The organism is Desulfosoma sp. (assembly GCA_037481875.1).
GTDB lineage: Bacteria > Desulfobacterota > Syntrophobacteria > Syntrophobacterales > DSM-9756 > Desulfosoma.
On sequence record JBBFKY010000007.1, the window covers coordinates 123064 to 137113 of the forward strand.

11 protein-coding genes are annotated in these 14050 nt (G+C 55.5%); 10 read left to right on the forward strand and 1 reads right to left on the reverse strand.

The features are described from left to right. The first annotated feature begins 62 nt into the window (after positions 1–62). From trxB to WHS46_10800, 10 genes are all read left to right on the forward strand, one after another. On the forward strand, positions 63–998 hold the full coding sequence (gene trxB, locus WHS46_10755) for a thioredoxin-disulfide reductase (GenBank protein ID MEJ5349151.1): 936 nt from the start codon (positions 63–65) through the stop codon (positions 996–998). A gap of 107 nt (positions 999–1105) precedes the next feature. Continuing rightward, positions 1106–1873 carry an outer membrane protein assembly factor BamD gene (locus WHS46_10760; GenBank protein MEJ5349152.1) on the forward strand — a complete coding sequence of 256 codons (768 nt, stop codon included), beginning with the start codon at positions 1106–1108 and terminating at the stop codon, positions 1871–1873. A gap of 94 nt (positions 1874–1967) precedes the next feature. Further along, a complete protein-coding gene (rho, locus tag WHS46_10765) occupies positions 1968–3215 on the forward strand; it encodes a transcription termination factor Rho (protein MEJ5349153.1) in 1248 nt (415 codons plus the stop codon). A 75-nt stretch (positions 3216–3290) separates the two neighbouring features. Further along, positions 3291–3524, forward strand: coding sequence for a 50S ribosomal protein L31 (rpmE, locus tag WHS46_10770; GenBank protein ID MEJ5349154.1), 234 nt, complete (start codon positions 3291–3293; stop codon positions 3522–3524). A gap of 103 nt (positions 3525–3627) precedes the next feature. Next, positions 3628–4698 carry a peptide chain release factor 1 gene (gene prfA / locus WHS46_10775; GenBank protein ID MEJ5349155.1) on the forward strand — a complete coding sequence of 357 codons (1071 nt, stop codon included), beginning with the start codon at positions 3628–3630 and terminating at the stop codon, positions 4696–4698. Between the two features lie 21 nt (positions 4699–4719). After that, entirely contained in the window at positions 4720–5604 is an 885-nt protein-coding gene (prmC, locus tag WHS46_10780) for a peptide chain release factor N(5)-glutamine methyltransferase (protein MEJ5349156.1), read from the forward strand. A gap of 130 nt (positions 5605–5734) precedes the next feature. After that, positions 5735–6988 carry a UDP-N-acetylglucosamine 1-carboxyvinyltransferase gene (murA, locus tag WHS46_10785; protein MEJ5349157.1) on the forward strand — a complete coding sequence of 418 codons (1254 nt, stop codon included), beginning with the start codon at positions 5735–5737 and terminating at the stop codon, positions 6986–6988. 353 nt (positions 6989–7341) lie between these two features. Next, positions 7342–9981 (forward strand): DNA internalization-related competence protein ComEC/Rec2, encoded by a 2640-nt coding sequence (locus WHS46_10790; protein MEJ5349158.1) that lies wholly within the window; start codon positions 7342–7344, stop codon positions 9979–9981. 1140 nt (positions 9982–11121) lie between these two features. Next, positions 11122–11481, forward strand: a complete 360-nt coding sequence (locus WHS46_10795) for a response regulator (protein ID MEJ5349159.1) — start codon at positions 11122–11124, stop codon at positions 11479–11481. Positions 11482–11568: 87 nt separating this feature from the next. Continuing rightward, a complete protein-coding gene (locus WHS46_10800) occupies positions 11569–12600 on the forward strand; it encodes a sigma-54 dependent transcriptional regulator (GenBank protein MEJ5349160.1) in 1032 nt (343 codons plus the stop codon). Positions 12601–12633: 33 nt separating this feature from the next. On the opposite strand, the gene WHS46_10805 is transcribed toward WHS46_10800, so the two are convergent. Further along, a complete protein-coding gene (locus tag WHS46_10805; protein ID MEJ5349161.1) occupies positions 12634–13881 on the reverse strand; it encodes a TIGR03790 family protein in 1248 nt (415 codons plus the stop codon). Positions 13882–14050: the final 169 nt, after the last annotated feature.

Consider the following 14050-nt stretch of genomic DNA (forward strand, 5'->3'; position numbering starts at 1 on the left):
CCAATCACCATGGACCCTCTATGGGTCCATGAACTCACGTCTCGAGCGCGTGCCAAATCCACATGATAACCCCTGAACTGTACGACATGGTGATCGTAGGTGGAGGCCCTGCGGGACTCACAGCGGCACTCTATGCATGTCGAGCCCGCTACAAGACCCTTCTGGTGGAACGCATCGGCTTGGGCGGCCAGTTGCTCACCTACGAAAAAGTGGACAATTACCCTGGATTTCCCGAAGGGATCACTACCTTTGAATTGATCGAACTCTTCAAAGCGCAGGCTTTGCGATTCGGCATGGAACATCGCAGTGCTGAAGTGACATCTTTGGAAGTGACCGGCCCGGTCAAGGTGCTGCACACCACCGAAGGCCCTATTGAAGCAAAATCGGTGATCATCGCCACGGGATGCGCTCCCAAGAAGCTCCAGGTCAAGGGAGAAGTGGAATTTACGGGTCGAGGTGTTTCTTACTGTGCGATCTGTGACGGCCCGTTTTACCGCAATGAACAGGTGGCCGTGGTCGGCGGCGGGGACACGGCTGTGGAAGAAGCCGTGTACCTGACTAAATTCGCGTCCCATGTGCACATCATTCATCGTCGGAGCGAGCTTCGAGCCATCAAAGTCCTTCAGGAAGAAGCCCTGTCCAACCCCAAGATTACGGTCCATTGGAACCGTATCGTTTCGGAAATTCACGGCGGCCCTCAAGGTGTGACCGGCCTTGAACTGCAAGACACCACCACCTGCGAAAGTTCTCGATTGGACGTCTCCGGTGTCTTCGTCTTTGTTGGGCTTCTTCCCAATAGCCAGTGGGTGCCCGAAATTGTCCGGCGAGATGATTCGGGGTTTCTCATCACCAACGAAGAGATGGCCACGTCGGTTCCAGGCATTTTCGCAGCCGGCGATGTGCGATCGAAAAGCCTTCGCCAGATCGTTACCGCCGTAGGCGACGGCGCAACAGCGGCTTTTTGCGCCGGACGCTATATCGAGAATCGTAAAGCGTGAAATCGTAAGGTGTGAATCGTAAGTCGTTCATGGTGAAGCGTCAATGGTGACTGAAAGGGAAAGGTGCCATGACCTGACGACTTCACGATTCCAGGGAGCGTCTCACCATGACTATTCTGTTTCAACGGTGGAACCTTGGCGGTGTGCTACGGTGCCTCGCAGTCTCGAGCCTCTGCATGGCGCTTTTGACCGGATGCGGGACAAATCTTCTCAGTTACTACTTCGACGATCTGTTTGACTCAGGAGACACCGCCGAACGCACGCCGGAACAATTGGCCTGGGACGGAATGGAAGCCATGCGGGCCAAAAAATACGGTAAGGCTCTGGAGTCTTTCCAAAAACTTAAGGAACGATACCCATACAGCAAGTATGCCATTTTGGCGGAACTTAAAGTGGGAGACGCCCATTATTACAAGAAAGACTACGAAGAAGCCGCTCTCGCCTACGAAGAATTTGTGCGGCTGCATCCGAGAAACGAGGCCGTCCCTTATGTGTTGTATCAGTTGGGCATGAGTCAGTACCTCATCTCACCGTCCATGGACCGGGATCAGGATCAGACACGCAAGGCCATGGAAACCTTTCAGAGGCTCATGGAACTTTATCCCAACACGGAATATGCCGCCAAAGCCCAGGCTCAGCTCTTTGAATGCGAAAAGCGTATCGCCGCCCATGAATATCGTATTGCGCGCATGTACTACAACATGGGCAAATACCGAGCGGCTCAGCAACGTCTGACACGCCTGCTGGAAGATTATCCCAAAGCAGTAGAGAAGCTGGGCTACGGAAAGGACATTGAAAAGATTCTTGCCGAGAGCGGAAAAAAGTTGGAACGCCAAGGGGACGGCAAGAGTGTCTGGACTCGCCTGGGATTTTAATGGTGAAAAGGAAAAAGGAATGATCGAGAACAACAACTCCACGGTTTCCACCGCCACGACGTCCAAGAAGGACGCTTCCGTCGCCCATCGTGAAATGAACCTGGTGGAACTCAAGCGGCGCAATATCAAGGAACTAGTCTCCCTGGCGCGAGCGCTTCAGATCGAAGGCGCCACTTCCATGCGCAAACAGGATCTCATCTTCGCCATTCTGCAGGCTCAAGCAGAAATGAGCGGTCTTATCTACGGCGAAGGTGTTCTGGAAATCCTTCCCGACGGATTCGGGTTTCTTCGGACTCAGGACTATAATTACCTGCCCGGTCCGGACGACATCTACGTCAGCCCGTCCCAGATTCGCCGGTTCAATCTGCGCACCGGAGACACCATCTCGGGCCAAATCCGGCCTCCTAAGGACAATGAACGCTACTTCGCGCTGCTCAAGGTGGAAGCGGTCAACTTCGAAGAACCCGAAGTGGCCAAAGACAAGATCCTCTTTGACAACCTGACCCCCATTTATCCCGACCGACGGATCAAGCTGGAAACCACTTCGGACAACTATTCCACCCGCGTCATGGATCTCCTCACGCCCGTGGGATTCGGGCAGCGTGGCCTCATCGTGGCCCCTCCCCGCACCGGTAAGACCATGCTTTTGCAAAGCATCGCCAACGCCATCGCCAAAAATCATCGTGACGCCTACCTTATCGTGCTTCTCATCGATGAACGTCCGGAAGAAGTCACAGACATGGAACGTAACGTGCGGGCGGAAGTGGTGAGTTCCACCTTTGACGAACCCGCGCAGCGCCATGTGCAGGTGGCCGAAATGGTCATCGAAAAAGCGAAGCGGCTCGTGGAACATCGCCGCGACGTGGTCATTCTGCTGGACAGCATCACACGGTTGGCTCGAGCCTACAACACGGTGGTGCCGCCTAGCGGCAAGATTCTTTCCGGAGGTTTGGATTCCAACGCCCTGCATCGTCCCAAGCGCTTTTTCGGCGCCGCACGAAACATCGAACAAGGCGGCAGCCTCACCATTATCGCCACGGCCCTTATCGATACGGGAAGCCGCATGGACGAAGTGATCTTTGAAGAATTCAAGGGCACGGGCAACATGGAAATCCATCTGGATCGTAAGCTGGCCGATCGGCGTATCTTCCCGGCCATCGACATCAACCGATCCGGCACCCGTAAGGAAGAACTGCTGCTTCCTCCGGAAGATCTCAACCGTATCTGGATCTTGCGCAAGCTCCTCTCTCCCCTTAACCCTGTGGACGCCATGGAATTTCTTCTGGACAAAATGCAAGGCACCAAGGACAATGAAGACTTCCTTGCATCCATGAACCGATAAGGAAAGGGCTTGCATCCGGCGTTCCTGTGGTTATAATGTGGGGCTTTCAAAGATTGAACCCACACGGAGGCGATCATGAAAAAGGACATTCATCCGCAATACTTTCAAACGGTGATTCGCTGCGCCTGCGGCAACGAGATTCAGACGGGTTCCACAAAAAAAGATATTCGTGTGGAAATCTGTTCCAAGTGCCATCCGTTTTTTACGGGTAAACAGAAACTGGTGGACACGGGTGGGCGTATCGAACGGTTTATGAAAAAGTATGAGCATTACCAAAAGAATCAGGAAAAAGCCCAGGAAAACCGTTAGAACCCACGACCCGGAACCTCCCCTTCACGCAGCGAAAGCCCGTGAGGGGTTGCGAAGAGTGTCCGGGTTTTTTTGCGTCTTTTGCCGATGACCGGAACTTTCCATGTTTGATCGACTGGCCGGACTGGAAGAACGTTACATAGAACTGGAAAAGCTTTTGAGCGACCCTGAGGTGATCAACCAACCCAGGGAATACCAAAAGATCGCCAAGGAACATGCGGATCTTTCCCCCTTGGTGGAAGCGCTTCGGCGCTATCGAAAAGCTCAGGAAGAAATAGAATCCAATCAGGATCTTCTTCGCCAGGAAAACGATCCTGAAATGCGTGAACTCATTCGTGAAGACCTGAACCGACTTCGAAAGGAACTGGAAGACACGGAGCAGGCTCTTAAGCGCATGCTGGTCCCCAAGGATCCCAACGACGAAAAGAACGTGATCCTGGAAATTCGAGCGGGAACCGGGGGGGAAGAAGCCGCTTTGTTTGCGGCGGATCTTTTTCGCATGTATTCACGTTATGCAGAAAATCGAGGCTGGAAGGTGGAGTTGCTGGATGCGCATTCCACAGGAATCGGGGGATTCAAGGAAGTCATTGCAGCCATTAACGGATCTGGAGCCTTCAGCCGGTTGAAATTTGAACGGGGAGTGCACCGAGTCCAGCGCGTACCGGAAACGGAAAGTCAAGGTCGAATCCACACGTCGGCCGTCACGGTGGCGGTGCTTCCGGAAGCCGAAGAAGTGGATGTGGAAATCGATCCCAACGATCTGCGTGTGGATGTGTTTCGGTCTTCGGGGCCGGGCGGTCAGAGTGTGAACACCACGGATTCGGCCGTGCGCATCACGCATCTTCCCACGGGTCTGGTGGTGGTGTGCCAGGATGAAAAATCTCAGCACAAAAACAAGGCCAAGGCCATGAAGGTGCTTCGAGCGCGCCTGCTGGACAGGATGCGTTCGGAACAGGAAGCCAAAATCGCCCAGGAACGCAAAAGCCAAGTGGGAACCGGAGATCGCAGCGAGCGGATTCGCACCTACAATTTTCCTCAGAATCGTGTCACCGACCACCGCATTAACCTCACGCTCTATAAACTGGAAGAGGTCATGATGGGTGCTCTGGACGACATCATCGACCCTCTGATCGCCGCGGCCCAAGCGGAAGCGCTTCAAGAAGGAAATCCCTGAGGCGCCCCCCAGGTCCACGCCATGGCCGATGAGATCTGGACCATTCTCAAGGTGCTTCAATGGACCACGGACTATTTCCGCCGTAAAGGTTTGGAACAGCCCCGTTCCGATGCGGAAGTGCTTCTGGCTCACGCCCTGAATCTTCGCCGTGTGGATCTTTATCTGCGTTATGACCAACCCCTTCGTCCTGAAGAACTGGCCCGTTACCGGGCTCTGATTCAACGCCGTGCCGCTCGAGAACCCACGCAGTACATCACAGGGCGCCAAGAATTCTGGTCCCTTACCTTGGAAGTTTCCCCGGCGGTTCTGATCCCTCGCCCGGAAACGGAACTTCTTGTGGAACTGGCCCTGGAAGCCTTTCCCGACACTCCGCTTCGCGCTCTGGATATCGGTACGGGATCGGGAGCCATCGCTATCGCTTTGGCTACGGAACGACCTCAGTGGCATGTTCTGGCCGGTGACGTTTCCCACGAAGCGCTGCAGTTGGCACGGCGAAACGCACAGCGCCACGGGGTTGATGGGCGTATTCATTTCTTTCGGGGCGATCTCACGGCACCACTTCGGCCGTCCCCGCCGGCCTTTCACGTCATCTGTGCCAACCCTCCCTACATCGGGGATGCGGAGTGGTCCGAGCTGGCTCCGGAAATCACTGGTTTTGAACCACGTCAGGCTCTTTTGGGAGGTGGTCCCGACGGCACGCTTCTTCCAGCACGTCTTCTTCGCGAAGCCATCCCGCTCCTTTGTCCCAAAGGAGTTCTGCTCATGGAAATCGCTCCCTCCCAGGCCCAAAAACTCCAGCATTTAGCGCATTCCTTGGGATCGAACACCCAGGTTTCCATCCACAAGGACTACGGAGGCAAACTGAGAGTCCTCAGAATCGTGAAGTCGCAAAATCGTCAATCGTGAACTCGTGAGTTGTAAGTCGTGAACTCGTGCATGGCGCATGGGGGTGGTCGTAAGGCATAGCTCCATCCGATCCACGATTTCCACCCTCCATGTCACGATTGACGACTTCACGTTCCAAAAAGGGGTTGTTATGGACAAACTGGTCATTGAAGGTGGTGTGCCGCTTGAAGGGGAAATTTCCATCAGCGGGGCTAAAAACGCGGCCTTGCCGCTCATGGCCGCATCTCTTTTGGCTCCGGGCCGCCATGTCTTTACCAATGTGCCTCGACTTCGAGACATTCGCACCATGGAACGTCTTCTGCAACACATGGGGGCTCAGACCGACCATCAGGAAACATTGATCCTTGACACGTCAAACATCACGCGCCCGGAAGCCCCCTACGAACTGGTGAAGACCATGCGGGCTTCGGTGCTGGTGTTGGGGCCTCTGGCCGCCCGTTACGGGCGGGCTCGAGTGTCCTTGCCCGGGGGCTGTGCCATTGGAGCTCGACCTATCGACCTGCATCTGCGAGGTCTGCAGGCCATGGGGGCTCAAGTGGAACTGGAAGGCGGCTATGTTCATGTACGGTGTGATCGACTTCGAGGCACCGACTTCACCTTTGACCAGGTAACAGTCACCGGCACGGAAAACCTCATGATGGCCGCCTGCCTCGCCGACGGTGAAACCGTTTTGGAAAATGCGGCTCGAGAACCGGAAGTGGTGGATCTGGCGGATTACCTGACGGCCATGGGAGCTCGCATCAGTGGGGTGGGCACAGCCGTCGTGCGCATTCAAGGAGTGGAATCCTTGCAGGCAGGTTCCCATAAAGTCATTCCGGATCGCATTGAAACAGGCACCTACTTGGTGGCTGCAGGCATTACGGGAGGTCGTTTGCGCGTGAAACACTGCCGCCCGGATCATGTGGATGCTGTGGTTCGTAAGCTTCGAGATGCCGGAATGACTATCACCGCCGATGGGGAATCCCTCCTGGCCGAAGCCCCTAAAGGCCCCATTCAAAGCGTCAACGCCACCACATGGCCGTATCCCGGTTTTCCCACGGACATGCAAGCCCAATTTATGGCCCTGATGACTTTGGGCCATGCGGTGAGTGTTATCAAGGAACAGATCTTTGAGAATCGGTTTATGCACGTGAGTGAACTAAGAAGATTGGGAGCTGATATCGTGCTGGACGGCCGAAGTGCCGTAGTGCGGGGCGTCCGCTTTTTGTCCGGAGCTCCGGTGATGGCCACCGATCTTCGAGCTTCGGCATCCCTGGTTCTGGCGGGATTAGCTGCACGAGGCCGAACCGATGTGAGCCGCATCTACCATCTGGAACGAGGCTATGAAAATCTTGACGGCAAGCTGCAGGCCGTTGGAGCCCGCATCTGGAGGGAAAAAGAGTAGGGACGGACCGATGTGTCCGCCCCTCACCAAGCCGCAAAGGCTCTTATTTTAGCCAACCCTTTTCCCAGGGAACGAAAGCGTCTCGCCCGCTTTATCGGCGGGTCGCCGCCCCGCCCCACTTCTTCACCCCCACGTGAAACGACGGCGCGAAGCGCCGCATCGTGAAGTCGTCCAATCATGGCATCGATGCCTTCCACTCACGGTCTACACTTGACGATTTCATCATTTACTGTTCACGATCTATAATGCATCGTTCTCGGTCCATCATTCCCGTTCTCACAACTTAACGATTCACGATCTCACGACTTCACGATCCACGACTGACGATTTACGACTTCACAATGAGGGCGCCCATGTCTTCACTCAAGATCTTGGGATCTCGGCCTCTGGTTCCGCTGGCTGTTTCCTTGGCCGTCGGGATCGCCTGCGCCCGCATGCAAAACCTCCATGCTTTGAAGGCGCCTCTTGCCGCATCGGCTCTCTTGACGGCTCTTGGACTGGTGCTCGCTTTAGGCGCCAAGAGCACCACACGGTTTCATCGTCCCTTGGCCGCCGTGTGCCTATGCCTGGCGGCGGCAAGTCTTGGATCTTTCCTGTGGGTTCGAGCCGAAAAAAAAGCCGTTCCACCCCCGTCCTTGTCGGCGTTTCTGGATGGAACAGAACGGCGCTATCGCGTCCTCTTGCAACCTTTTCCTGAAGTTTATCCAGAAAAGACCGTGTTCCCCGTAATTCTTTTAGGCGTATCGGAAGAGACAGCTTCAACCCGCTCGCCAGCCACATTCTCTGATCATGACAGTCAGCGCTCAGCCTCGGAGCGCCTGGATTCGTACCGACCTCTTTTCCCGGGCACGCCTTCTATCGGGGTTCAAGTGTCCACACGCACATTGGTAAGTTCCTGGAAGGCAGGCGATGTGGTGGATATGCCTCTTGTGCTTCGCCCTTTGACCAATTTCGAAAACCCCGGCCGATACGACTACGTGGCGGAACAGGCACGTCGCGGCATTTTCGCCCGGGCTTCCACAAAAAGTGACATTCTCTGGGTGCGTGCCTTAGACAGCGAAGCCGCTTCCAGCGTGGCAACCGCCCTTTGGGGTCGGGTGGATGCACTGCGAAACCATCTTCGTAGCCTTCTGGCAAGGAACCTTTCCGGGCCTGAAGGGGCCGTGGCTCAGGCCCTTTTTCTCGGCTACCGTGGTGCTGTGCCTCGCTCTCTTCAGGATCCCTTTCAAAAAGCGGGCGTCTTGCATCTATTGGCTATTTCAGGCTTGCATGTAGGGCTGGCGGCCTGGGCCGCCTTTCGTCTGATGCAATTTTGTCTAAGGCTCGTTTGGCCCCGAGTGCTTCTGAGCATCCCCGATGTGCCTCTCGCCTGGTGGGCCGGGTGCGTCTCTGCCGCTGGTTATGCTCTTCTGGCCGGCTTTGCCGTGCCCACACAAAGAGCCCTTATCATGCTGGCGACTGCGGCCGTGGCTTTGGCGCTGTATCGCAGGCCGGATCCTTTGTCGCTTCTAAGTCTCGCCGCTGTGCTGATTCTTTGGGCCGATCCCAACCATCTCTTTCGCCCTTCTTTTCAACTGTCTTTTGCCGCCGTTGCAGGCTTGGGGCTTCTGTATCCTTCCTGGCATGATCGAGCTCAAAAGATTCCGGCCTTGCTGCCAAAAAAAGTGAAACCCGTGGTACGCCTTTTTCTGGACGCCTTTTTGGTATCTTTAGCAGCCACTCTCGCCGTGGCACCGCTTACGGCTTACCATTTTTACGGTATCTCTTTAGCCGGGCTTGCCGCCAACACCATCATCGTTCCTTTTTTGGCTCTGGCCGTGCTGCCTCCGGGCTTGGCCGCCCTCGGCATTGCGGCGCTTCTACCGTCGTCGGCGTCCCTAGCCTTCGTGCCCATCGGCTGGGCTCTGAAGGCTCTCCTCTGGCTCATCGACACCTTTGCCGCCCTACCTTACGCCTTTGCCCGCGTGGGTCCCATCCCTCTTTCCGCTGTGATCACCGGCTATGCCGTGCTGATCCTTTGGGCTTTTTCCATCCCTTTTTTAAAAAAACTTTTCGGTGCCACGGCCCTGGCTGCAGCCTGGATTTTGTTTGCCTTTGTTGGTCCTTGGGCTTTGAAGGCACCTCAAGCACACCCGTTTCAAGTCACGGTCTTGGACGTGGGGCAAGGTTCGGCCACCCTGGTTCGATGCCCGCCCAACGCCGCCATGCTGGTGGATGGAGGCGGCTTTTATGACGATTCCTTTGACCTGGGCCGCTTTGTGGTGGCACCGGCTCTGTGGTCTCTAGGGATTCGAAAGCTGGATGTGGTCGTATTGAGCCACGATCACCCAGATCATCGAAACGGGCTGCGCTATGTTCTGGAAAATTTTCCCGTGGGTCGATATGTGGAAACGGGTCTCAGTGCTCAGGGACTTACGGGATCCATCCTCACCGCTTCAGCCGCCCGACGCCGCATCCCCGTCACGCACACCCTCATGCAGGACGATAGGGACCTTGACGGCATCATGGATCTGGGAAGCTTGGGATCCTGCCGATTAAGGGCTCTGCATCCATCCAGATCGTTCGTTCAGAAAGTCTGGAATGCCAAAGACCTAAACGAAGTGTCCCTGGTGCTGGCCGTCATCTGTGACGAAGCGGCCGTACTTCTTCCCGGAGACATTGGATCCAGAGCGGAACAATTACTGGTGGATCGCTGGAACTTCGCACCATACCAGTGGCTTTTGGTCGCTCCTCATCACGGCAGCGCCACATCCACCACGGAAGGGCTTCTAAACGCGCTGGCACCGCAAGCTGTGTTCATTTCCTGTGGGTTTTTGAATCCCTTCGGCTTTCCTTCGTCGTCGGTGATGCAGCGGCTACAGGAAAAAGGGCTTCCAGTGCTACGAACAGACCTGCACGGCGCCCTGCACGCCATCTGGAATGGATCCCGCTGGATCCTCACTTCGACCCTTGCCCGAAGGCCCTTGCTGCACCAACCCCACCGCTCCCCCTGATTTCAGCATCTGCACGATCTGGTGCGAGAACTCGTCGTACCAAGGTCTGTAAGGCCCTTTGAAGGTAGGGGCAAGGCAGCGCCTCGCCCCTACAAAGCTGGAACCGTGCTGTTTTCCGGGAGTGCGGGTCTGCAGCCCGCCATATGTGCAGCCGGAACGCCCGAGATTCCAGGGATAACTTCGTTCTCAGAGACGCTCGTAGGCCATGTTAAAACCAGAACCCAATCCCACCCCACCGACGCATCGAGGCAGACCACCAAGGCGGACACGTCGGTCCGTCCCTAATTTGGTGCCATTCCTGGGGGGATACGTCGATAGGCTCCTACAAATGGCGTCTTTCCGGGGTGGACACATCGGTCCGGCCCGACAAACAGGGCCCTGACGGGCCGATATTTGGTTCGATCCCGCCCAATCAGCCTTCGAGGAATACAAACCTTTTCGCCATAACCACCTGTAGGGGCGCACCGACGTGTCCGCCCCATCCAACCCACCCCGACGGCATGGCAAACTCCATGGTCATCTCGACAACCCCAGCTTTGGCGTCATCCCGCCATGTCGTTCCAATCACCCCATTTGCGAGCGGCCCTCCGGAGCGGATACATCAGTCCGTCCAAGCAAAGACGCCGCTGGTGGGCAAACGCTACGGTCCGCCGCTACATGAGCCCGTTCCCGGTCGCTCCATCGGTCCGCCCCTAGGAAGGTGGCGTTCCTTTGAGGGCACCTGGGTCAACCCTGGCAATAAGGTGCCTAAAACCCCTACCCATAGATCACCTTTTTGCACACTCATGTGCAACCCTCTTCCTCAATCCTGATCCTTCCGCTTTTCTTTTCTTCTAAAAGCCGTGCGCCCCAGCCTTTTTCCCACTCGACCCCTTGTTCCATACCAAAACAAAAAAACAATCATCTCGACGTGTTATAGACCAACCTCCCCTTCACATCCGTCCATCTACTCCCTCTCCTTTAGCTTGGCCGTATGCAATTTTTTGCATACTCCTGGATGCTTTTCCGTTGACACGCATCGGCCGGTGCCTGTAAAGTCCCGTTTAAATCATGGCTGCACCGGTCCAATGTGGACCGATCGGCGATCGAATTCGTGGTCAACCACGGCGCAACCCCTTTCATGGAGGGGACCATCCGCTCATGGCGAAAATCTTGGTGATTGAAGACGACGACGGGTTGAGGGAACTGCTCGGCGCGTTCCTGCAGGAAGTGGGGCATGACGTGGTGCTCGCTTCCGACGGCCTGGAAGGTATGGAATGCATGGACCGGGAACCCTTTGACCTGATCATCGTCGACGTGATGCTTCCTTATGTGAGCGGGATCGGCCTGGTCAAGCTGAGTAAAGAACGTTCTCCGGAAGTGCCTGTGGTATGCATCACCGGCTACGGAAATTCCCCGGAAAAACTGGCTCAACAGGAGCATGCCGATCGGGTGCTTTCCAAACCTTTTGACTTGAAAGATTTGGCTGCAGCCGTGGAAACCCTGCTGGAACGTGGCTGAAAATCAGCCCCGCATGTGTGATCTGTTCCGGCAAAATGGGGGCAAGAAGCTGACTCTCACCCGTCAAAGAGAGGACACATTCGGGCCGTGACGGAACCGCAGATCATCGGAATCAGCCCGTCCATCGAAAAAATACGGCAGCTGGTACGTCGGGTGGCGGACGTCAACCTGACGGTGCTCATCACCGGGGAAAGCGGCGTCGGTAAAGAACTGGTCGCCCGCGCGCTGCATTATCATTCGCGCAGGCGCGAACAGCCTTTTCTCAAAGTCAACTGTGCGGCTTTGCCCGGCGAACTGATGGAATCGGAACTTTTCGGCTACGAAAAGGGGGCTTTTACGGGGGCGGATCGCCTCAAGAAAGGCAAGTTTGAGGCGGCGGGGGAAGGAACGATTTTTTTGGATGAAATCGGGGAAATCCCTTTACCCATGCAGTCGAAACTCCTGCAGGTGCTTCAGGACATGAAATTTCCCCGTATCGGGGGAAACCAGGAAATCCACACCAGAGCCAGGGTCATCACGGCGACGAACATCAATCTGGAAACGGAGGTTCAGCGGGGCCGTTTTCGAGAAGATCTTTATTTTCGTATCAACACCATCAGCATTCCGGTGCCGCCTTTAAGAGAACGCAAGGAAGACCTGGAACCACTGATCCACTTCTTTACGAAGGTTTTCAAAAAGGAACACGGCCTTGAACCCTACCCCGTTTCCGACCGTCTCATGAAACTTTTTCGAGCCTATCACTGGCCGGGAAACGTCAGGGAGCTGGAAAACTATCTCAAAAGGCTTTACGTGCTGCGCAATGAGGCTGAAATCGAAAACGAGATTCAGCGATCCTTGGAAGAGCCTATCCCTGGAGACACCAAGGGTAACGGCCCGCGTCCTCCGGAAGACGCCATCGTCCTTAAGGCCACCCAAGAGATTCGGGCCATCATCGAAAGAGGCCAAAGTTTTCCTTCCTTGAAGGAAATTCGGGATCGAGCCGTCGAACGGGTGGAAAGGGCCATTTTGGAATACGTCCTTCGAGAAGTGAACTGGAACCGACGCGAAGCCGCCAAAATCCTCAAAATCAGCTACCGAACCCTCCTTTACAAACTCAAGGAAATGGACCTTCGCCCCTAAGAAAGAAACTCTCTCTTCGGCCATCGCGGTCTTTCATCCATCCGATGTGCCGAAGGGTCGGTAAAGAGGGTCCCCGACAAGGATCATGCGCCACGACACGTTGGGAAGCGAAAGAAAAACGGCTTCCGCCAGGCTGTAGCGCCCATCCGTCAGAAAGTGAAAGAAAAGGTGTGGAACGGGAAAAGCCTGCACATAGGGTTCTTCCACAGGTCCCACGACCGCGGCCACCCCTTCTTCCAGCATGCGCTTACACCACACCTGGCTGGATCCGGCTCGAAGCGTCGAGCATTCACTGCTGGCTATGTGGTAACCCACGGCGCCCCGTACCCAGGAAAAAGCCGGCACATAACGCCCCAGGCTGTACCAGCCGCAATAGAGCGCCGCTTGCGGGGCTTGCCCCGGCTGAAAAAGTTCTTGACGATCATCCACCACGACGCGAAGTCGCCCACGCTTATGGACGACTTCCGCCGCCAAATGAATGGACGCGTCGTAAAACCCATAGCCTCCGTCCAGCTTTTGCATTTTTTCAGCTTGCGGTCTTGGCCAACGGGCATCGAAATAAGCCGTTCCTGAAAGGCCCCTTTCTTCGGCAGCCATGGCATCATCTACCAGCCGTTTCACAATGTCGGCACTGGGCCCATCCAAACGGGCAACCATAAAAACCGTCTTGGGAAAACCGATCTTTGAACGGTCTCGAAAACCCACAAACATGGGGTTGGGAATCCAGCCTTCCAGGGGATACTCGGGTTCCAAAACGAGGGTTAATTCCGAATCCACCGCGGCGCTTTGGTTTTCCTTGGAAAGCTTCCTGATCGATTCCTGTCGCGACTCCATTTCTTTTCGAATGCGAGCAGCCTCAGGGGAATCCTTATCCACGTGGGCCAAGGTCTCTTTGAGACTCTTCAGTTCCTTTTCAAGGCTTGCCTTGCGGGTCTTCTCCTCGTCGCTAAATCCCGGGGGTGCCACACGAAGGGGAATTCCACGGACGGTCAGGAGACAGCGCACACTTCCACCCCGTTGCCGATGCTCCTGCACCGCGCGCCGAACAGGTGCGGCGATGCGTCGATCATAATCATCTCGGGAACAGGTTTCCTGATCCGTTACCCAAAGCAAAACCAGGTTTTCCTCGGGAATCCCCCGTCTGTTCATGTAATAGCGAGCAAGCCCCACGCTTTCCGACGCATTGCGATTAGCGATCACCAGGACCTCGCGCGATTCCAGCGCCCAAAGCGCCTGCGTACACATTGTTATCCAAACGCTTAACGCAATAAGGACTTTCATTTCACCACCCGCATGGATTCAACCGTGAAAAGGCTCGAATGTGAGCTGACATTTTACGATCGCCCCGCTCGTTAAAAGCGCGATCCAAAAACGACACGGGGACATCCGCTTTTTGACTCAAGACTTTTGATTGCGAATCCGATAAAAAAGATGAACAGTAGGGATCGTA